At 57.0% G+C, this 21,622-nt stretch carries 9 protein-coding genes; all 9 read left to right on the top strand.

What is annotated here, in order from left to right; translation table 11 throughout:
• The first annotated feature begins 6 nt into the window (after positions 1 to 6).
• The 9 genes from glmS (at position 7) to E5S69_RS07635 (ending at position 21,605) form a co-directional block, all read left to right on the top strand.
• Positions 7 to 1,845, top strand: coding sequence for a glutamine--fructose-6-phosphate transaminase (isomerizing) (gene glmS / locus E5S69_RS07675; RefSeq protein WP_171514401.1), 1,839 nt, complete (start codon positions 7 to 9; stop codon positions 1,843 to 1,845).
• Between the two features lie 854 nt (positions 1,846 to 2,699).
• Entirely contained in the window at positions 2,700 to 4,262 is a 1,563-nt protein-coding gene (locus tag E5S69_RS07670; protein ID WP_171514400.1) for an SIR2 family protein, read from the top strand.
• Positions 4,263 to 4,397: 135 nt separating this feature from the next.
• Positions 4,398 to 5,447 (top strand): DUF2971 domain-containing protein, encoded by a 1,050-nt coding sequence (locus E5S69_RS07665; protein ID WP_171514399.1) that lies wholly within the window; start codon positions 4,398 to 4,400, stop codon positions 5,445 to 5,447.
• Between the two features lie 234 nt (positions 5,448 to 5,681).
• The gene (locus tag E5S69_RS07660) at positions 5,682 to 7,241 is read left to right on the top strand and encodes a type I restriction-modification system subunit M (RefSeq protein WP_171514398.1); all 1,560 of its coding nucleotides are present in this window, start codon (positions 5,682 to 5,684) and stop codon (positions 7,239 to 7,241) included.
• Positions 7,231 to 8,595 carry a restriction endonuclease subunit S gene (locus tag E5S69_RS07655; protein ID WP_084402517.1) on the top strand — a complete coding sequence of 455 codons (1,365 nt, stop codon included), beginning with the start codon at positions 7,231 to 7,233 and terminating at the stop codon, positions 8,593 to 8,595. Before E5S69_RS07660 ends, E5S69_RS07655 begins: the two co-directional genes overlap by 11 nt.
• 7 nt (positions 8,596 to 8,602) lie before the next feature.
• Positions 8,603 to 11,689, top strand: coding sequence for a type I restriction endonuclease subunit R (locus E5S69_RS07650; RefSeq protein ID WP_171514397.1), 3,087 nt, complete (start codon positions 8,603 to 8,605; stop codon positions 11,687 to 11,689).
• Positions 11,690 to 11,825: 136 nt separating this feature from the next.
• The gene (locus tag E5S69_RS07645) at positions 11,826 to 15,260 is read left to right on the top strand and encodes a hypothetical protein (RefSeq protein ID WP_171514396.1); all 3,435 of its coding nucleotides are present in this window, start codon (positions 11,826 to 11,828) and stop codon (positions 15,258 to 15,260) included.
• A complete protein-coding gene (locus E5S69_RS07640; RefSeq protein WP_171514395.1) occupies positions 15,257 to 21,178 on the top strand; it encodes a DEAD/DEAH box helicase in 5,922 nt (1,973 codons plus the stop codon). The genes E5S69_RS07645 and E5S69_RS07640 overlap by 4 nt, the downstream gene beginning before the upstream one ends.
• A gap of 91 nt (positions 21,179 to 21,269) precedes the next feature.
• Positions 21,270 to 21,605 carry a hypothetical protein gene (locus tag E5S69_RS07635; protein ID WP_171514394.1) on the top strand — a complete coding sequence of 112 codons (336 nt, stop codon included), beginning with the start codon at positions 21,270 to 21,272 and terminating at the stop codon, positions 21,603 to 21,605.
• Positions 21,606 to 21,622: the final 17 nt, after the last annotated feature.

Here is a 21,622-nt window from a genome sequence, read left to right as displayed (position 1 = left end):
TTCAGCATGTGTGGCATCGTCGGCGCGGTTTCCACGCGCAATATCGTTCCGGTCCTGATCGAAGGGCTGCGCCGCCTCGAGTATCGCGGCTATGACTCGTGCGGCGTTGCCGTCGTGCGCGACGATGCGGTCGAGCGCGCACGCACCGTGTCGCGCGTCGCCGACCTGGACGCGCAGACGCAGGCGTCCGGCCTCTCCGGCTTTACCGGCGTGGCGCATACGCGCTGGGCCACGCATGGCAAGCCCGATACCGTCAACGCCCACCCGCACCTGTCGGGCGAGACCATCGCGCTGGTGCACAACGGCATCATCGAGAACTACGAGCCGCTGCGCGAAGAGCTGCGTGCGGTCGGCTACGGCTTCGAGTCCCAGACCGATACCGAGGTGGTCGCCCACCTGATCCACCAGGCCTACAGCTATCCCAGCAGCGCTACCCGCGGCGACCTGTTCGCCTCGGTGCGTGCCGTCACCAAGCGCCTGCACGGCGCCTATGCCATCGCCGTGTTCGCCAAAGACCAGCCGGGCTGCGTGGTCGGCGCGCGTGCGGGCTCGCCGCTGGTGGTGGCGCTGGGCGAGAACGAGTCCTTCCTGGCGTCCGACGCGCTGGCCGTGGCCGGCACCGCCAACCGCATCATCTACCTGGAAGAGGGCGATGTGGTCGAGATCACGCTGGACGGCGTGACCATCCATGACGCCGACGACCACCCGGTCGAGCGGGAAGCGCGCCTGGTCGAAGCCCATGCCGCATCGGTCGACTTGGGCCCGTACCGCCATTTCATGCAGAAGGAAATCTTCGAGCAGCCGCGCGCGCTGGGCGACACGCTCGAGGGCGTCGAAGGCCTGTCGCCGGACCTGTTCGGCGCCAACGCCGCCGAGGTCTTCGCCGGCATCGACAGCGTGCTGATCCTGGCGTGCGGCACCAGCTACTATTCCGGCTGCACCGCCAAGTACTGGCTAGAAAGCATCGCGAAGATCCCGACCCAGGTCGAGGTCGCCAGCGAATACCGCTATCGCGACACCGTGCCCAATCCGCGCGCGCTGGTGGTGGTGATCTCGCAATCGGGCGAAACCGCCGATACCATGGCCGCGCTGCGCCACGCGCGCGCGCTCGGCCATGTCCATACGCTGGCGGTGTGCAACGTCGCCACCAGCGCCATGGTGCGCGAGACCGAACTGCGCTTCCTCACGCGCGCCGGCACCGAGATCGGGGTGGCGTCTACCAAGGCGTTCACCACGCAGCTGGCGGCGCTGTACATGCTGACGCTGTCGCTGGCCAAGACCCGCGGCCTGCTGACCGAAGAGGCCGAGGCCAAGGCCCTGACCAACCTGCGCCACCTGCCCGCCGCGCTGCACGGCGTACTGGCGCTGGAGCCGCAGATCATCGCCTGGTCCGAGGACTTCGCCCGCCGCGAGAACGCGCTGTTCCTTGGCCGCGGCCTGCACTACCCGATCGCGCTGGAGGGTGCGCTCAAGCTCAAGGAAATCTCGTATATCCACGCCGAGGCCTATCCGGCCGGCGAGCTCAAGCACGGCCCGCTGGCGCTGGTCACCGAAGCCATGCCGGTGGTTACCGTCGCGCCCAACGACGCGCTGCTGGAGAAGCTCAAGTCCAACATCCAGGAAGTGCGCGCCCGCGGCGGCCGCCTGTACGTGTTTGCCGACAGCGATACGCAGATCCAGTCGTCCGATGGCATCCAGGTGATCCGCATGCCCGAGCACTACGGCGACCTCTCGCCGATCCTGCACGTGGTGCCGCTGCAGCTGCTGGCATACCACACGGCCTGCGCGCGCGGGACCGACGTGGACAAGCCGCGCAACCTGGCGAAGTCGGTGACGGTGGAGTAAGGCGCCGAATCGAGAGCTGGCGCTGTGTGAAGGACAATTAGTTCCGGATACAGAGATACAAATAGTTTCGGATACAAGCTAGCCTAGCCCCTCGCTAGGCTAGGCCCGGAGCCGTGTATCCGGAACTATTGCAACTCCCTCAAATTTGCAGCCCTTCGGATGTCGGCTTGGAAATGAGACCCGAAATTGGCGCAGAGTTTCTCGCACACCCGCTTCCCTTCCCACACCGCCTAGGTCACGCGATGAAGTCGAGCCGCTGTTGGGGGGGGCGGAGCATCAGCGCTGCCTTCCCGAGTTCTCCTCACCTGGGGGCAGAGCCGTTCGCATCCACCAGTAACAGGATAGGACCGAGATTTAAACGCCTGCCCAGGTGCCCGGGAGAGGCGGCGCGCGTTGCTATACGGAGAATGCAAACATTCTCCAGCTCCACCACGGGCAGTCACCCGGTCGCACTGCCCGAATATCTCGACGCCCACGACCTAGCCTTTCTGCTAGGCGTCACCCCCGCGACTATCCTCCGCCGCGCCCGGCTTGTCCCCCTGGGCCTTGCCACCAAGGGCCTATTTGGGGCCAACTTTCCCCTTGCGATGGCGACGGGCAGATGTCCTGCAGTGACAAAGCGAGCGTAGTGCGTCGAAAAGATGGGCCAACCATCGTCTTCAGTCGTGCGTCAGTCGTTGCGGTGCCTGAGCTAGCCTTGCCTCCTATATGCACGCCTCTGACCGCCAGCCATATGCCCTTATGTGAGGCGAGAAGAAGATGGCAGGCTGGCCTACGGCGCGTCAACATAATTGACTTCTAACTAACGTCGCCCCATAGTAGCTTGTCATTAATTCGGCGTGCCATAAAAATACATGTCAATTCTAGAGCAGCTCACCAAGCTTCTCGAAGCTCATCCAGCAGGCCCTTTTCTCTTTGCGGGGTCCGGCCTTTCAAGACGATACCTTGGCCTGGAAAGTTGGGCGGCTCTTCTCGAGCGCTTCTGTAGCCATATCAAGCCCTACGAATACTATCTTTCTACAGCCAACGGTAATCTGCCCCGCGTCGCCACGCTAATGGCGTCCGATTTTCATGAGGTGTGGTGGAAAAGTGAAGTATTTGAGGAAAGCAGGAAGAAACACAGCAAAAAGATTACTGACCTTACTGCTGCCTTGCGGTTGGAGATTTCCAACTATATTAAGGGTGTTAAGCTCGATGGTGTTGCGCAGCACCCATATTCCGAAGAGCTGGCTGCACTTGGTCGCCTTAATGTGGATGGAATTATAACCACAAATTGGGATACATTCCTTCAGGAATTATTCCCAGACTACAAAGTCTACGTAGGTCAGGAGGAGTTGTTGTTCTCGAATCCCCAATCAATTGGTGAAATATACAAGATTCACGGTTGCGTGAATACACCTCGAAGCCTAATTTTGACCGAGGCTGACTACGACAGCTTTGCTGAGCGCAACGCCTACCTTGCCGCAAAATTAATAACAATCTTTGTCGAGCACCCTGTCATTTTTATGGGGTACTCCCTCTCCGACCAAAACATCGTCAGTATGTTGCGCGCCATTTGCGCCTGTATTGGAAAGGAGAGGTTGGAGCAATTAAATAACAACCTCATCTTTGTTGAGCGCCTTAAGGAAGGTGAGGCTGCCTCAATATCCAACACAGTTTTTGCGCTCGAAAAAACCAATGTCCCAATTACATTATTAAGAACAAACGACTTTAGTCAAATCTACAATGCCTTGGAAACCAAGCGAAGAAAGATTCCCGCTCGCGTGCTCAGATACTGCAAGGAGCAGCTATACGAACTGGTGAAGGGTGGAGAGCCTGAGGCGAAGCTTTGTGTTGTTGACATCGATGAGGTGGAGGCCAAAGGCGACATAGAATTTGTGGTTGGGGTAGGTGTGGCAAAGGAACGAGCCCAGGAAGAGGAACGCCGACTTGCAGATTATGGGTATCGGGCAATTACTGCTGTCAGCATCTATGAGGAGCTTCTTCGTGACAAGAAAATTTATGAGCCGGGGAGAATTTTGGCGGAAACATTGCCAGAATTGTCCAAGGGGCTGAAATATTTGCCGGTTTTCCATCTACTGAGGACTGCTGGAATTGACAGCCAAGAGGCATGTGCCAGAGTTGGGTATGACGTCGAGAAATACCTTGGTTTGCAGCCGGCGGATTTTCGCGTTAAAAGCCTCGCAAAAGGCTACATGCGAAATTACAAGGGCTTGACAGTCCGGCAGATGTTGGAGCGGTATACGCCAGAAATTGTGGCCCAGTACCTTCCTTTCGCCGACTGGGAGGAGGCTGATTACCCTGCGATTCTCGAATTCTTGAGAGCCCATATTGACCGCTTGCCGACCTCGCCGTATTCAACAGCGTTCCGGAAGCTTGCCTGCTTGTATGACAGGGCAGTTTATGGTTGGCGATAGTGCAGTCGGAGCCAGTTGATGCTTGGTCCATCGACGGTTCGCGGATTCTCCCTACCAATACGCTCAGGTGACGGCTAGCGATGTCCTCAACGGCTGTTGTCCTAGCTGCTTCCTTCTTCGCGATGAGCGCGACACGTGGTGTCATTTGCCGCAACAACAAGGTACCTGAAGTTATTAGAGGTCGAAATGCTCATATCAGAGGCGTATCCAGAGTTGTTCCATTACACCAGCGTGTCCGGTCTGTTCGGAATCCTTGAGTCGCAGTGTCTGTGGGCGACCCACTGGAAGCATGTTAATGACGAAAGTGAGCTCTTGCAGTTTCGTCACGCTCTCGCCGGAATCATAAGACCTCTACTCATTGAGCGCGCAAACGAGGTAGCGTCAACAAACTCCGAGGCCAAGAGCTGGTTAGTCGAGAATGGTGGTGTCGAGGCGGTTTGTCGTGAGCAAAGCATGGGTTTGGCCGACATGATGCATGACACGCTTCACAAAAGTGACCCAGTTGAGAATCTGTTTGAGTTTTATATAACCTCCTTTTGTACCCCAAATGGGGACTACTCAGAAGCTCGCAATCATGGATTATTGAGCCAATGGCGATACTATGGAGGTAACGGGGGCTACTCACTAGTGTTCGATACCGCCGAACTCGAAAGGCTCATGGAGCAGGAACATTCGGTGTGGCCATGCCGTCTGAGTTGCGGCGACGTCAGCTATTCGTCTGACTCGGCGGAGGTCATGGAGCGCCGCCTGGATTCCCTCCCCTCTCTGCGAAACGCTCTTAGCGTATGGTTCAAAAGGGGGAGTTCGCCTGAGGCTATCGAGCCAGTGCTCGAACCATTTTTGAACTGCTGCATTCATTACAAGCATTGGGCTTTTGCCGAAGAGAGAGAGGTCCGCCTTGTCGCTACGCTAAATGGAGAGCGTGCACGTCGACTGCATGAAATTGATGGTAGCAAGCTCGTCGAACGTCCTCGCCACTCTTTTATGCGCGGCGGCCAGTCTGTGCCCCATATCCGTCTCTTCGAGGGACTTGACGTCGGACGTGCCCCCCGCTTGCCGATTCGACGCATTATCGTCGGACCCGGACCCACTCAGGATGAGCGCGAAACTAAGCTCAAAGCGTTCCTGAAAAGTAAAGGCTATGTCATTGACGTTACCTGCTCGAGCATCCCCATTCGCTTCTAGAGGTAGGGCGTTACAGCCGGCCTTACAGCTTCCATGATTGCTTTTCCCAGCCATTGGGGGCGGCGCAGACCGGCACGGAAGTCACGACCAACGGACGGGTACGTTGGCGTTCCCTGTTGTCGATGCCCGACTGAACGTCAATATTTTGCGTCGCCAGACGGGAGTGTGGTGGTGCCGAAGGGGGGGCTGGCCTCATAATGGTGCTTCCGCTTAAAACACCCCCGAAGCGCCTCAATGCTCGACGACATCAAAAAAACACTCTGGGCTGCGGCTGACAAGCTGCGGGCCAATATCGATGCTGCCGAATACAAGCATCTCGTCCTTGGTCTCATCTTCCTCAAGTACATTTCTGACACGTTTGCCGCCCGGAGGGCCGAGCTGACCCGCCGCTTCGGCGATGAAAGCGACGAGTACTTCCTGCACGAGTGCGACGACAAGATGCTCGCGGAAGAGCTGGAAGACCGGGACTACTACAAGGAAGTCAATGTTTTCTGGGTGCCCGAGACGGCTCGCTGGGAGAACCTCCGCAGCTCGGCCAAGCAGACGGACATTGGCAAACGCATCGATGAGGCACTCGCCGATATCGAGGGGGAGAACCCCAAGCTCAAGGGCATCCTGGACAAGCGCTATGCACGGGCGCACTTGCCGGATGGGAAGCTGGGGGAACTGGTCGACCTGATTTCCACCATTGGCTTTGGCGAAGACGCCAGCCAGGCTCGCGATGTCCTGGGCCAAGTCTACGAATACTTCCTTGGCCAGTTCGCCAGTGCCGAAGGGAAGAAGGGCGGGCAGTTCTACACCCCAGCTTCCATCGTCAAAACGCTGGTGGCAATCCTCGCGCCCCATCATGGCAAGGTCTATGACCCGTGCTGCGGTTCCGGGGGCATGTTCGTCCAGTCGGAAAGATTCATTGAAGCCCACGGCGGCAAGCTAGGCGACGTGTCCATCTACGGACAGGAGTCCAATCCCACCACTTGGCGCCTGGCGGCCATGAACCTGGCCATCCGGGGCATCGACTACAACTTGGGGCGGGAACCTGCTGACACCTTTGTCCGCAACCAGCACCCAGACCTGCGCGCCGACTTCATCTTGGCCAACCCACCTTTCAACGTCAGCGACTGGTGGCACGGCAGCCTGGAGGGCGACCCCCGCTGGGTCTATGGCACGCCGCCGCAGGGCAATGCCAACTATGCGTGGCTGCAGCACATGCTGTATCACCTGAAGCCAAACGGCCGAGCCGGCATCGTCCTGGCCAACGGTTCCATGAGCTCGAGCCAGAACAGTGAAGGCGACATTCGTCGGGCGATGGTGGACGCCGATGTGGTTGAAGTCATGGTGGCTCTGCCTGGGCAGCTTTTCTTCAACACCCAGATTCCTGCCTGCCTGTGGTTCCTAACCAAGCAGAAAATCACCCGAAAGGGTGAAGTGCTGTTCATCGACGCGCGGAAGCTTGGGGCCATGATTAGCCGAGTCCAGGCGGAATTGGTCGACGAAACCATCGAAAGGATTGCCAATACCGTCGCTGCGTGGCGGGATGAGGCTGGCGAAGGCGTCGGCAAATATGAAGACGTTCCCGGCTACTGCCGCAGCGTGAAGTTGGCGGAGATTGCGGAGCACGGCCATGTGCTCACCCCGGGGCGCTATGTTGGTGCCGAGGAGGTTGAGAACGATGATGAGGCTTTTGCCGAGAAGATGCAGAAGCTCACAGAGAAGCTGGGCGAGCAGATGGCGAAGGGTGCAGAGCTGGACCAGTTGATTCGGCAGAAAATTGGGGCGCTAGGATATGAGTTCTGAGTTTTTGGTTTCCCCAATCGACTGTCCGAGCTCATGGCGGCTCGTTCGCTTGAAAGACATATCGACAAAGATTGGCTCGGGCGCAACACCGACCGGGGGCCAGGCCGCGTATCAAGAGAAGCGCACCAATTATGCATTGGTCCGTAGCCAGAACGTGTTCGACCGGGCGTTCTCTAACGACGGTTTGGCTTTCATTTCCGACGAACAGGCTGCTGGGTTGCGAAATGCGATGCTAAAAAAGGATGACTTGTTGCTGAACATCACCGGTGACGGGGCTACCTTTGGGCGCGCATGTCTGGTTCCCGAGTCTGTCTTGCCTGCATGTGTAAACCAACATGTATCTATAATTCGTCTGGACAAAACGCAGGCAAATCCAGGCTACGTGCTAAGCTACCTCACTCATCCTTTAATCAAGGCTTATATTGAGGGATTTAATGCCGGAGGGTCGCGAAGGGCTATCACTAAAGGCCATATAGAGTCGTTCGTCGTTCCCCTTCCCCCCCTTGCCGAGCAAGAGCGGATGGCGGGGATTCTTGACGCTCTCGACGAGCGAATCTCCCTTCTGCGTGAAAACAGCACCACGCTGGAAGCCATCGCCCAAGCGCTGTTCAAATCCTGGTTCATCGACTTCGACCCCGTCCGCGCCAAACAGAGTGGTCGGGTCCCGGAGGGCATGGACGAAGCCATCGCTGCGCTGTTTCCAGATGCGTTTGAGGAATCGGAGTTGGGGCTGGTGCCGAAGGGGTGGAGGCCATGCCCGGTGTATGAATTGGCGAGTTATATCAATGGTGCTGCATACAAGGCTTTTGACCCCAACGCTGAACGTCGTGGATTACCAATAATTAAGATTGCCGAATTGAAAGCCGGCGTTACATCCCAGACGGCGTACTCTGATGTGGAGATGTCGGAAAAATATCGCATTCGACTAGGAGATATTCTATTTTCGTGGTCTGGTAATCCCGATACGTCCATTGACACGTTCGTTTGGCATCACAGCGAAGCATGGTTGAATCAGCATATCTTCCGCGTGGTCCCGCATCGCGCAATAGAGCGGTCATTTGTCCTCCAAACGCTCAGGTACTTACGGCCGAAGTTTGCTGAGCTCGCTCGCAACAAACAGACTACAGGATTGGGGCATGTAACTGTTGCTGATATGAAGCGACTGCGTGTTGTTCGACCCGATGAGACTGTCATTAGTCTTTTCAGTGAGATTGCCGGCCCAATTTATGAGAAGGCCTTTGAAAACCAGACGCAAGTCTCATCCTTGGTAGCTATTCGAAATACCCTTCTTCCCCGACTAATATCCGGTCAACTCCGTCTCCCTGAGGCAGAAGCAGAAGCCCTCGCAGCCTGAAGACACCATGACAGAAGACCAACTGGAAAAGGAAGCGCTCGGCTGGCTCTCCGAAGTCGGCTATGACACGATTTTCGGCCCGGACATCGCTCGCGATGGAGCGAACGCCGAGCGCGCCGACTACCGCCAAATCCTGTTGGTTGAACGTCTACGCTGTGCCATTGCACGCTTGAACCCAAGCATCCCGCTGGCTGCCCGCGAAGACGCTGTGCGCCAGATTCAAGACCTGGGCATCCCCGTTCAGCTTTCTGCAAACCGACGCTTCCATCAAATGCTGGTGGGGGGGGTGCCGGTCGAATACCAGAAGGGCGGCGAAACGCGAGGCGATTTCGTTCGCCTCATCGATTGGGCCAATTCGGCGACCAACGAATGGCTCGCCGTCAATCAGTTTTCCATCAAAGGTCCGCATCACACCCGGCGGCCTGACATCATTATGTTCGTCAACGGCCTGCCGTTGGTACTGCTGGAGTTGAAGAACCCCGCCGACGAGAACGCCGATATATGGAAGGCCTACGACCAGATTCAGACCTACAAGGACCAGATTCCCGACGTCTTCCAGTACAACGAAATCCTGGTCATCAGTGACGGCTCGCAAGCACGCATGGGCTCGCTCTCGGCCAATGCCGAGCGCTACATGCAGTGGCGCACCATCGATGGCGCTACCCTAGACCCGCTCGGCCAGTTCAATGAGTTGGAAACGCTCGTCCGTGGAGTGCTGGCGCCAGCCTACCTGCTTGACTACCTGCGCTTCTTCGTGCTGTTCGAGGACGATGGCACGCTTGTCAAGAAAATCGCCGGCTATCACCAGTTCCACGCCGTTCGTGCCGCCATTCAGCAAGTAGTGTCGGCCTGCCGGCCCGGTGGCAGTCACAAAGGCGGTGTGGTCTGGCACACGCAGGGGAGCGGCAAGAGCATCACCATGACGTGCTTCGCCGCTCGAGTGATGCAGGAAGCGGCAACGGAGAACCCGACCATTGTTGTCATCACAGACCGCAATGACCTGGATGGGCAACTCTTCGGCGTGTTCTCCCTGGCGCAGGATTTGTTGCGTGAGCAGCCGGTGCAGGTCGAAACGCGCCAGGACTTGCGGGCGAAGCTGGCCAACCGGCCTTCCGGCGGAATTGTCTTCGCGACTATCCAGAAGTTCATGCCGGGGGAAGACGAAGATGTCTTCCCCATGCTGTCGGACCGGCACAATATCGTGGTCATAGCCGACGAAGCCCACCGCACCCAGTATGGCTTTGAGGCCCAGCTGAAGGGCAAGCCCGGCCAGGAGAAGTATCAGGTCGGCTATGCTCAGCATCTACGGGATGCGCTGCCCAACGCTACGTTCGTCGCCTTTACCGGCACCCCGGTATCCAGCGAGGACCGCGATACACGCGCCGTGTTCGGCGACTACATCCACGTCTACGACATGCAGCAGGCCAAGGAAGATGGCGCCACAGTGGCCATCTACTTCGAGTCCCGCCTCGCCAAGCTATCGCTCAAAGCTGAGGAACTGCCCCAGATAGACGCGGAAGTGGACGAACTGGCTGAGGACGAGGAGGAGAGCCAGCAAGCGAAGCTGAAGAGCCGCTGGGCAGCGCTCGAAAAGGTCGTAGGCGCGGAACCTCGCGTGGCGGCCGTAGCCGCAGACCTCGTGGCTCACTTTGAGGAGCGCAACAAGGCTCAGAGCGGCAAGGCCATGGTGGTCGCCATGAGTCGCGAGATTTGCGTTCACCTCTACAACGAAATCATTCAGCTCCGCCCCGACTGGCATGACCCCGACCCGGAGAAGGGGGCCATCAAAATCGTGATGACGGGTTCGGCAAGCGACAAGGCGTTGCTACGGCCCCATATATACAGCGGTCAGGTCAAGAAACGACTGGAGAAGCGCTTCAAAGACCCGGCCGACCCATTGCGCATCGTCATCGTGCGGGATATGTGGTTGACGGGTTTTGATGCCCCTTGTGTCCATACCGTGTACGTGGACAAGCCCATGAAGGGCCACAACCTGATGCAGGCCATTGCGCGCGTCAATCGTGTCTTCAAGGACAAGCAAGGCGGCCTAGTGGTTGACTACATTGGCATCGCCAATGAGCTCAAGAGCGCGCTAAAGGAATACACGGCCAGCCACGGGCGCGGCCGGCCCACCGTCGATGCCGCAGAGGCTTATGCCATTCTCGAGGAGAAGATGGACATCCTGTGCGGCATGCTCCATGGCTATGACTACAGCGATTTTCTGACGGCGGGTCACAAGCGCCTGGCGGGGGCCGCGAACCACGTGCTGGGCCTGGAAGACGGCAAAAAGCGCTTTGCCGACACGGCGCTTGCCATGAGTAAGGCTTTCACCCTCTGCTGTACCCTGGACGAGGCTAAGGCCGTCCGGGAGGAAGTGGCGTTTATGCAGGCCGTTAAAGTCATCCTGACCAAACGGGAGCTCAGCGAGAAGAAGCGTACCGATGAGGAGCGCGAACTGGCCATCCGGCAAATCATCGGTTCGGCCGTCGTCTCAGAAGAAGTGATAGACGTCTTCGAGGCGGTCGGCCTCGACAAGCCTAATATCGGCATCCTGGATGATGCCTTCCTCGCGGAAGTTCGAAACCTGCCGGAACGCAACCTGGCAGTGGAATTGCTGGAGCGGCTGCTGGAGGGCGAAATCAAGAGCCGCTTTGCAGGCAACGTGGTTCAGGAGAAGAAGTTCTCCGAGATGCTCTCAAACGTGGTGAAGCGCTATCAGAACCGAGCGATTGAGACCGCCCAAGTCATTGAAGAGCTCATCGACATGGCCAAGAAGTTCCACGCCGCCGCCAGCCGGGGCGAAGAGCTCGGGCTGACCGAGGATGAGGTGCGCTTCTATGACGCCTTGGCGAACAACGAATCTGCTGTTCGAGAACTGACTGACGAGACGCTGAAGAAGATTGCGCATGAGCTGACCGAAAACCTGCGACAGAACATCACCGTGGACTGGTCCGCACGAGAGAGCGTTAGGGCCAAGTTGCGGCTGATGGTCAAGCGCATCTTACGGAAATACAAGTACCCACCTGACCAGCAGGATGGAGCTGTGGAACTGGTGCTGCGGCAGGCTGAGGCGCTGGGCGAAGCTTGGGGATAGCTCGGGAAAGAACTGTGCGGGAGTTGATGTAACTGTGTGCTAGCGATTCTTTCACGCTAACTTGGCTAAGCTGGACTGTGGCATAAGTCTCGGCGGAGCCGAGGCGTAGGGCGAAAAATAAGAAAGCGAGGGGTCCGTGAAGTTGCAACATATAGTAGACGCAGAAGAGAGTCTCCGGGCAACGATTAAGTCGAGCGACGTGCCGTTTTTGGGCCTTATGAAGGAATCGCTTCGGCCCTCCACCACTGTGAGCATCGAGCTCTTGACCCTCGCTAGTCCCGGAGCGGAAATGTACGCGGGGTACCTCCGGCGGTATCCTGCGCTTTTCTCTGTACACCTGACCGCTTGCATCATGGAAGGGATGGGGCAGGCTGGGCATTTCGAGCTGTATTCCCATATACAGCGAGCCATCGGAACGGACTCGCCTCTTTCGCAGGGGCAGCGCGATGTCCTTTGGCGGGCATTCAGGCGGTCAATCATCGAGCTCGGATTTGAACCGTCGCCAATAGTTTCAGGGCCACACTTCATGGCCAACGAGTATCTCCGCCAAGCAGGCGTGCCCCTCGCGTATGCAGATGACTTGGCGGAGAGAATGCTCACCTTCGCTAGAAGGCTCGGCTTACCCGACGGAGATGACCCGGAGGCAGTCGTGAGTTGGCAGCGCGCGTTAGAGGACCGCCTGAATCCACCGTTCAGCATGACAGCCAAGAAGGCTGTATCACTTGATGCGAAGGGATATTACACACAGGCGTTTTTGCGTGTTAGCGCGAGGCATGGGGGCATATCCAGCGATGACCCGAGTAATCCTGTCGAAAGAGCCATGGCGCGGGCATTCGATATGCAGGGAAATCGGGGCGCCTTTCGACGTGCATCGCTTCCATACATCAGCCTGAACGAAGAAACTGCGGGCATTTTCGTCCCTGGTGGGGACCTACGTGAATTCGAGTTTTGGATTGATGGGGAGGCCGTGCTTCACCACTCCGGTATCGAGGATACCTTCGTCCCTTTCAACAAACCTCTCACGCATAAGGTTGTCATCCAGGAGCGGGCCGGTACGCAATCGTACCGGTATCAGCTGTGGGAGGATGACAAAACAAATCGGATACTTCTTTTTACGGATACAGGTCGCTTCAAGTGCTCTGGCCAGCTACAGGCGAACGATACTAATCCCATTGTCGTCCCGCCTGGCTCTTACACCTGCCTCAGCCGTTTCGAGCCGACCGGAATCGAAGCGGAGGAACTGTGGGATGACCCCTACGTGTGCGCCTTCCGCATTTCCGTTCACCCCGGTAGTACATCAACGCTCCGACACGGCCCAGCCACATTGACTATTCAAGGGGCCAGACAGCCCTACTCACAATGGTCTGGAGTTAGCAAGGCCACTAATGAGGGCATAGAGGTCCATTTCGGCCAGCTTGAATTTGATGTGGAGTTTCCAAGTGAATGGTCTAGCGTTGCTGCAGGGGGCTACGTCCTGACATTGTCGGCATCCGGTAGCAGCGAGCAGCTGCGGATACCTTTTTCGGTGGACGCGTCATCAAGAGCAACTATTGCCGTTGCCGAAGCACTAGAGCAGCATAGGTGCGCTCCGGGCTTTGTGCGTCTCCTCGCTGAGGTGTCGCGCGCAGGGGAAAATCGTACACTGGTAAGAAGTTCCGTGAACTACTGGTGGGGTCTCTCCGAGATTACGCCCAATATGCAGTTCAAGTGCGACCAGCTGCCGCGAAATCTCCAATCGGCGCTCAATGAGAACATTCGCATTGATGGCAATGTCCTGAAGCCACGGGACGCTATCTCAAGGGCATTACGCCTGGTGTTCCAGCTTGACGAGCGGCGATATCAGGTTCTCTCGTGGAACGTACCAGGAATCTTCATCGAGGTTGAAAGCACACAGGAATCGGGCAGCGTTAGTCGGCAGATGCGGACAATTGGTGAAGTGGAGTCCGTTTCAGCTATTTCGAGTAAGCACATCCTCGTGAGTTCCAGTGAATCGGGGCTCTTGTCGGTGGGTGACTGGGCGATTCATGTTGATTTCGCGAAGCATCCTTCGAAGCGCTTGCCGGCGTCACTTCTTGCCAGTCGCCTTACCCCGCAGGCTAGTTCTCTTCGATTCAAGAGCGACCGGACGGGACTCGACGTCGAACTGCTGAGACTAGTGCAGCCACAGTTCGTTACGCGAATGGCGGCAAGGATAGTGGAGGGGCAGTACCTAGTTGAGTTCTCGATGTCCGAAGAGGCGCAGGCTGTAGCTATACGGGCGAGAGATGTCATTTCCGGTCAGGACGTCGAACTGACCCTGGAGGCGAACACTGGCGTTTGGACGGGGCATCGATTCGGACGGTCTCGCTTAACAAGTTTGCCGGCGAAGAGCGGTGGGTATACGGTCTCGGTGTATTTTGACCTGGAGCAGTGGCCCTCTGGTGCTTGGATATTTGGATTCGACGCCAAAGTTGGCGGAATGTGGGGGCAATTGGAGAACCAGCGGCAAGATGTCTTTGCGGCTGGGTTTATCTGCGACGACCAGGGGCGGCCAATTCGAAGCGATGAGCTTCTCGCCTGCCTATCAGGGCTAACGGATATAGAGTCTCTTGCTGTCCTGTGTCGCGTGCAGGACGCTATGTCGACCTGCTATATGCGGGAGTGCTGGGAATCCCTCCAATGGATTGCCGGGATATGGAGAGCCCTGCTATCTCGCTGGAAGGGACGCACGGTTGAAGCAGTGACGACACTTGTGGACGTCGCCTGCATGCGCCCTCCCGAAGGTGCGAATTCCAGCTGGCTGCTTCAGCAGACTGCCGGCGCAATCATGCCTGAGATGTTCACCTTACCGGCTGTTGCCTACAGCCGAGTCAATAAGCGCGCACACCGAGTCGCTGAGGCACTGCGTGCAATCTCAGATTTGAAGGCTCAGTACCCTGGAGTCTTTCCGGACTTGATTCATGTGGCGGCGGCATCCGCCTTTTCCAACCTATCCGAAATGCAGAGAGGGGGCGCTCCGCGAGGCTTTAAGCTGGCTTCATACATGGAAGCCATGAGGCAGATGGGGGGCGGGATTGAAGACTCATTCAAGCTAGAGGATGCCAGCTTCCGTCCGCTGAATGGAGACTGGCTTGGGCCGGTTCATATTCGATTCGCAACGCGAGCGCTCGAATTGGCGTATGAGAACAGTCTGGCTGGAAATGAAATCCGGAGGGGGCAGGCGATGGGGCTGTGCCGTTTCGTGAAGCAGAAGTTCCCGGCGTTTCCACAGAACTCCCACAAATGCTTGGCCGGTAGCTCGCCCGTCGTTGCGCCATGGCCGACGGAGGTTGTTGATGGCATTCCGGAGGAGGTCGCACAGAGGAGCGACAACCTAGAGCAAATCACGCATCTGCTTTCCCTATTGGCATTCCATTGTCGCCTAGAGGCGCGCTCGGATAGGGGGTTGGCCACATTCATGGAGGTACTCGGGAGCGCTGGCATTCCTGTGGAACCTAGCCTCACATACCTCCTCCAGATTGGTGAGGCTGTATTTGCCTACTACCTCCTTCTTTGGGAACTGGTCCAGAAGGCTGAGAACATCCAAAAATGAAAGACGCAAATCCGATTGCTCTCGTCGACGACTTGTCCGACGTACTGGGCCGCTATATTGCAACGACGTTGCCGATTGGGCGGCGCCACCCGTTGCTTGCTGAAAAGTTCCGGGAAATCCTAAGCGAACAAAGGTTGGTCGAAGGTCCCTACGTTGAGGCCTTGCCGGATTTCGAGAAGGGGGAATCTCTTGAGACGTTGCTGGGAAGGAATGGCGGATTTGTCCATGATGCCATGGGCAATATCCCAACAGCCGGCCGCAAGCTGCACCGACACCAGCAGCGTGCATTGGAGCTTGCAAGCAGAGAGGGTAAGAGCCTTCTTGTTGCTACAGGAACCGGTAGTGGTAAGACAGAAACGTTCCTGTACCCTATCGCCAACCAACTTCTGTCGGACCCAGAACCAGAGAAGCCCGGCGTGAGGGCCCTTTTGGTTTATCCGATGAACGCGCTGGCTAATGACCAGTTGTACTACCGTATTGCTCCGCTGTTTGCTCGATACCTCAAGCCGCACGGCATCACTTTTGGACGGTATACCGGTCAGGTGAAGGCCAAGGTGAAGCGCGAAGAAGAAGAAGCGCGGCTGCTGAGCAACACGAAGCTGATGAAAGAGTTGGGCTATCCGGAAAGAGTCCCTACTAATTGGAAGCTAACTCGGGAGGAAATGCTGGCGGACCCGCCTAAGGTGCTGATTACCAACTATGCGATGTTAGAGCACTTGCTTCTGCTACCGCGTAATGAACGCCTATTCACAGCGAATGCGCTGCAATTCATCGTGTTGGATGAAATTCACACCTATCATGGTGCGCAGGCGACGGAGGTCGCATTCTTGCTCCGCAAGCTTAAAAACCGCCTTGGAATCGACAAGCCAGTGCAAGTTTTTGGCACCAGCGCCAGTTTGGCCGATGGCGACGGGGTCGATGAAGGGCTTAAGTCGTTCGCCAGCACTCTGTTTGGCGAGGAGGTTCATGAGGTCGTGCGAGGTAAGCGCATCGTTCACGACAGACTGCAGAAAACTGCCCAGGACGAGTTCTCGCTGTCCATTGCCGAGTGGGCGAAGGTGGGGGCGGTACTCGAGGGACTTGTAAGCCTTGATGAAGAAGCCAGAACAGCGGACACATGGAACTTACTATCGCAGGACTGTGGACTGCAGCGGGATGAGTTGCAATGCGAGTCCGACAAGCCAGTTCTCACCTTTCTTGAGGAGCGCTTTTCCCAGAATCAGGAAGTCCGGCGCGTCGCGCAACATCTCGACAGTGGGGGGGTACGCGCATTCCGGGACTTGGCAGCTCTTGTCTTCGAAGCGCCGTTAGAGAGCGCGGCGGACGAGGACAAATACCGTGCGCTTAGCGCTGTCATTCGGCTCGGCATGCTGGCACGAGCGAGCAATGATGGTTTTCCATTGCTTCCCGGGCGCTACCATATCGCTGTGAATAGTATTGAAGGACTCGCTGTATTGCCATCCGATAGTGCTGAAGGATGGACAAATTTGCGGGCTGCACGACACCACCGTACAGAGGAGGGGCAATACTTTCCATTGCTGACTTGCCGAAAGTGCGGTCAACCATTTTTCGAAGGGTTCGAACAAGGCGGGAGCCTCCACAATCATCAGCCGGGGGACCGTGAAGGGCGAGCCGAGCGCCGTGTGTTCTGGCTCGGAAATCCGGTTGGCTATGTGGAGGATGAGGACGATGAGGTCGAAGCTGGCCCGTCGAAGGAATACCAGAAGTACCATCTGGACGTAGTGACAGGCCAGATTGGCGCTACTGCGAACGCTATTCCTATATACGCGATTCAGACGGAGCGTGACGAAGAGGAGCGGGCGTGGTATGTGCTCAAGTGCCCTGCGTGCGGGGGCAGTGCAGCAGGGACTGATGCAGAGGTTGTTACCCGCATGCATCCCGGGAATGAGGCACTAGGTAGCGTCGTTGCCCAGCGTGTTCTTGAGTCGCTGCCTTCGGTTCCAATTGACCACTACAATCCGCGACCCGCCGGCGGGCGAAACTTGCTCACATTCTCGGACAACCGTCAGGACGCTGCATTCTTCGCCCCCTATTTTGAGCGGACAGCTGCCGACCTCGCGCTGCGTAGCGCTATCCGAAATGTGCTGAGAGAGCGAAGCACAGCACTCACGGGGTCGCAACTTGCTGAGCAGGTGTATCAGCATTGGCAGCAGGACGGACAGCAAGCAGTGTTGCTAGATGCTAACGGCGAAATCTGTCACGACCATCAGGATATGGTGGCGCTGCTCCTCGCAGCTATCGGTCGCGAAATGTGTACGCCAGGCGGTCGGCGTAATTCGGTTGAAGCGCTTGGTGTCGTGCGGGTCACGTACGATGAGGCAAGGCTACGTCTTCTCTTCCAAAAGGTAAAGGCCTTCTGGCCAAGTTCACTTCCAGCCAACGAGGCAGACATCATTGCCCTCACTCACCTCCTTCTCGAGAACATTCGACGCGAGAGGGCACTATCGCGATTCTACAAAGTCGCACTCACGGACGAATCTGTCTGGGGTGTCTACAGCGGACCTCGGTCCTTTGACGTGGAGGGTGGTGATGATAGGGTCAGGTACAAGTGGATTCCTGCGAAGGCCCGCCATAACCGACGGAGCTGGTACCTGGTAGAGCAATTGGGCATGCAACGCGAGGAGGCTACTGCGTTTCTTCGCCAGTTTTGGGAGGTTTTGAGGATGCCTCCCATAGCTCTGCTCGAACCCCACGTGCCGGGATTCGCCCTTAACGGTGACCTGATTCGGTTCGGCAATGGGGAGGCGGTGCCACTCTATGTCTGCAAGAGCTGCGGCTTGATGCAACAGAACGTCATCGCGCATAAGTGCACAGCGTTCAATTGTCGTGGTGAAGTCGAGGAGTTGAATGCCGATGAGCGTGCTGAGCTGCGCAGGCGCAACCACTATCTTGCCTCATATGACGAAGCAAATCATTCGACGGTCAGGGCCCGGGAGCACACCGCGTCTCTATCGACAGAGCTACGTGAATCTATTGAGCGGGACTTTGCAGAGCGGAAAATCAATCTGCTTTGCTGTACAACAACCATGGAAATGGGGGTGGACCTTGGCGACCTCGAAGCCGTTGTCAATTTGAACGTGCCTCCAGGGATTGCAAATTACCAGCAGCGCACCGGGCGCGCGGGTCGACGTGCCCAAGCTGCTCCATTCTGCGTTACCGTTGCAAGAAACACAAATTTCGACCAAATGGTCGTGAGGGATTTCCCCTTCTATCTCGCGTCGAGCCCGGGTACGCCATTCATCCATCTCGACAACCAGGAGCTGTTTACAAGACATCAGTTTTCGGTGTTGCTGTCGCATTTTCTCCGAAAAAGGATTGTAGATGGTGATATCAACGCTCCTTCGCTGAAGGACTTCTTTGGAGAGAGATTCGCGCGAGACGACCTGCGCGCATTCACTGACAGCCTCATGCAATGGCTGGAGTCGGCTGAGGGCCGCGTGGCGATTGATGAAGCTGAGGGACTGCAGAGAAAGCTTCCGAGCGAGCTCAACGCGATTGGTGCACGCGGCGCGTATCTCCGCGAACTCTTCCTTGCTGCCGTTCGTGAGTTTGCTGAAGAGGTGTGCGAGCGATTCGGAAAATACTCGGAGCGAATTGCCGAGGCCGCCCAAGCGAACGATTACAGAAAGGCTAGCTATTGGCAGGGGATGCGCGAAGACTTCATGGGACAGTTTTTGGTTGACCAGCTCTCCCGACGTGGTTTGATTCCTACATATAGCTTCCCGGTCCATTCATTGAATTTGGAGGTACTTACAGAAGCGACGAGTACCTACTATGGCAGCAAGTCAGAAGTCGTTCTATCGAGAGACGCGTCGCTCGGCATCAGCGAGTACGCGCCTGGAGCGGAGGTGGTGGCCAACGGGCGTATCTGGGAGAGCGCAGGTCTCGCGCATTATCCGAAAGCATTCATGCCAGAGCGGTGGTATGTAGCATGTCCCGAGTGCTTCCACGTCGATATAGGCGACTTCATGGAGGATGTTCCTCCCGCCTGCGGCAATTGCGGCTCTACAGAGGGTCGTCGCAAACGCAAGTTCGTTGAGCCCCACGGTTTCGTCACAAGTTTTGCCGAACGCAGGGGGAGAGACCCGGGCACAAGCAGACGACGGGTTAAGGCCGCCGACGAAGCAAAACTGATTGCCGCACCGCGCGACGATGTTTTCAATGACACGGGGCTACCGTTTCTAAGCTCGGCATTCCTGTCAGCGAAAGCCAGGGGTGATGGTGCGCTGACAGGAGCACTCTTCATCGCCAATCGTGGTGCATATGGTGAGGGTTATCGGCGTTGCTACGTGTGTAACTATTGCGAGCCAGTTGGTCCCCAAGCGAAGGGCGCTACGGCATCGAAGAACAGAGGCGCGGGTAGGGCTAATAAGACGAAACTTGTCCACAAGGACCCGCAGACGGGCTTGATTTGCAAGAACGACGTTGCCTCACAAATTGGACTGGATTTCGTCCACCAATTCCACACCGATGTCCGCATTCTGAGGTTCGTGCAGACGTTGCCCGACCCGGAGTCGTCAGACCTGCCCCCGCGTCGTTTTCATGAACGAATTGCTAGGACCGTCTCTGAGGCACTTAGGCTGGCCGCAACTCGTCTACTTTCATTACATCCTGGCGAAGTTCGGGCGATATACAGGCTCTCGGGTGCGCGTGGCGGTGCACTGGAAGTTGTCTTGTATGACGGGGTTCCTGGCGGAGCGGGCTATTGCGCGCGCATTGGCGAGCCCGGGTACTCGTTTGCCGCCTTGATAGATGCTGCACGCAAGAGTCTTGATTGCCCCGACGGGTGTGAATCGGGCTGTCGAGTCTGCCTTTGCGACTACGCAAACCAACGTTACTGGGATAGTTTTGAGCGCAAAGCGGCCCTGTCTTGGCTGGATGGTCTGGTGGACCCCAGCAAAGGCATCGATGGGCCTGGCAACTACATTCGGTGGGCTTCTCCGAGTGTGGCTGGCCTCGCAGACCGACTTGCTAACTACAGCGAGATTAGCTTCGTAGTTCGGAGCCTTGTTGATGTTAGTGACGTCGATGAGGAATCGATGAGCCAGCTCCTAAAGTGGCTCCAGAGTGGTAAGACTGTGAGTGTCTATCTTGTGAATAAGCTGGATGAGAAACCTCGCGCACAAGTGCCTCTGACCGCTTACAGACGGCTGCAGCCTTACGTCTTTGAAGGACGCTTGCGCTTATTTGCCCTTCCGGAGAATGAGAACTCGAACTGGCAGAATTTGCCGAGAGTATTCGCCGGAACGGGAATCAATGCGCCCATTGTGCGTCAGTATTACGCAGCACAGTCGTTGCTGGGTCGGATGATTGCCGGACCGGCAGATATCGGGACTGTGGATGAGCAGGTTCGGGAAGAGCTCGCTGAGCTTGCGGAGATGGCAGTCCCCTACGGAGTAGAAGCTCTCCGGGAAGGCGAGCGGATGGGGATGTGGGAACTGCACGAGGGGGAGCCCAGGAAGCTGAGCGATATCTTTGCCCCGCTGAAAGGCGCCTATGTCAAGCGCCTCGAAATCAGAGACCCCTATTGTGCAGCGCCAGCGAATGTCGGTCGGCTTGAGGAGTTTCTGAAATACGTCAGGTCAGTGGCGGCTTCTATCGAGTATTTAAATATTCGTTGCCGAGAGACAAAAGAGCGCGACGGATATGTCGAGTTTTACCTAGATGTTGAACGTCGCGTCGATGACTTTGTTAGCGCGATGGGGTTCGAAAAACGAGATGTAGAAGTCATCCCACTTAAGCGGAGCAGCAAGTCGTTTCACGACCGGGAGGTTGATATCGTGACGGTGGCGGAAGATGGTTGTGAGGAAGCCCACCGATATTTCCTGACCGGTGGTATCGACTACCTCCTCAATGAACGGGTTCAGACCCGAGTCTTCTATCTTCGAATAGCGTGAGCTCGGTCATGGCGCAGGCAGTACCGGCCTCTCTTGAGGGTGGTGGACTCCAGTGTGACGGCCTCAACTCGCCCCCACTGGCGCGGCACACATGGTGTCCAAAGAAGAGGTGCTGCAGAAGATTGGACGCAATCTGCTTCTCTTTCAGCAGAAGGAGAGATTGCTGAAATTCATTTTGACCGAGGCGGCAATCGACGGTTATGCCAGTGAACTGCAGGCGCGCCGAGAGGAACGAGAGGCTACCATCAACAAGAAGACAATGCGACAGCTGGTAGGCGACTTCGTCAAGGGGCACCTTGTTCCCGATGCGCCAGAGCGCGAGGCTCAGCAAAAACTCAAAGAGGTGTGGTTTCGCGGCGAAGAAATCGGCGGAAGTGACCCATGTTGTCGAAGCGCAAACACGGCAGTACCTACGGCACGCGGATGACCGGTGCGTCGGGTTAC

This window comes from Cupriavidus necator (assembly GCF_013141915.1).
GTDB lineage: Bacteria > Pseudomonadota > Gammaproteobacteria > Burkholderiales > Burkholderiaceae > Cupriavidus > Cupriavidus necator_B.
This window is presented reverse-complemented; position numbering and strand designations above follow the sequence as displayed.

Bases quoted from the DNA above. Each gene is read 5' to 3' on its own strand.
- glmS (WP_171514401.1), top strand. From the start codon at position 7: ATGTGTGGCATCGTCGGCGCGGTTTCCACGCGCAATATCGTTCCGGTC.
- E5S69_RS07670 (WP_171514400.1), top strand. From the start codon at position 2,700: ATGTCAATTCTAGAGCAGCTCACCAAGCTTCTCGAAGCTCATCCAGCA.
- E5S69_RS07660 (WP_171514398.1), top strand. From the start codon at position 5,682: ATGCTCGACGACATCAAAAAAACACTCTGGGCTGCGGCTGACAAGCTG.
- E5S69_RS07655 (WP_084402517.1), top strand. From the start codon at position 7,231: ATGAGTTCTGAGTTTTTGGTTTCCCCAATCGACTGTCCGAGCTCATGG.
- E5S69_RS07650 (WP_171514397.1), top strand. From the start codon at position 8,603: ATGACAGAAGACCAACTGGAAAAGGAAGCGCTCGGCTGGCTCTCCGAA.
- E5S69_RS07640 (WP_171514395.1), top strand. From the start codon at position 15,257: ATGAAAGACGCAAATCCGATTGCTCTCGTCGACGACTTGTCCGACGTA.
- E5S69_RS07635 (WP_171514394.1), top strand. From the start codon at position 21,270: ATGGTGTCCAAAGAAGAGGTGCTGCAGAAGATTGGACGCAATCTGCTT.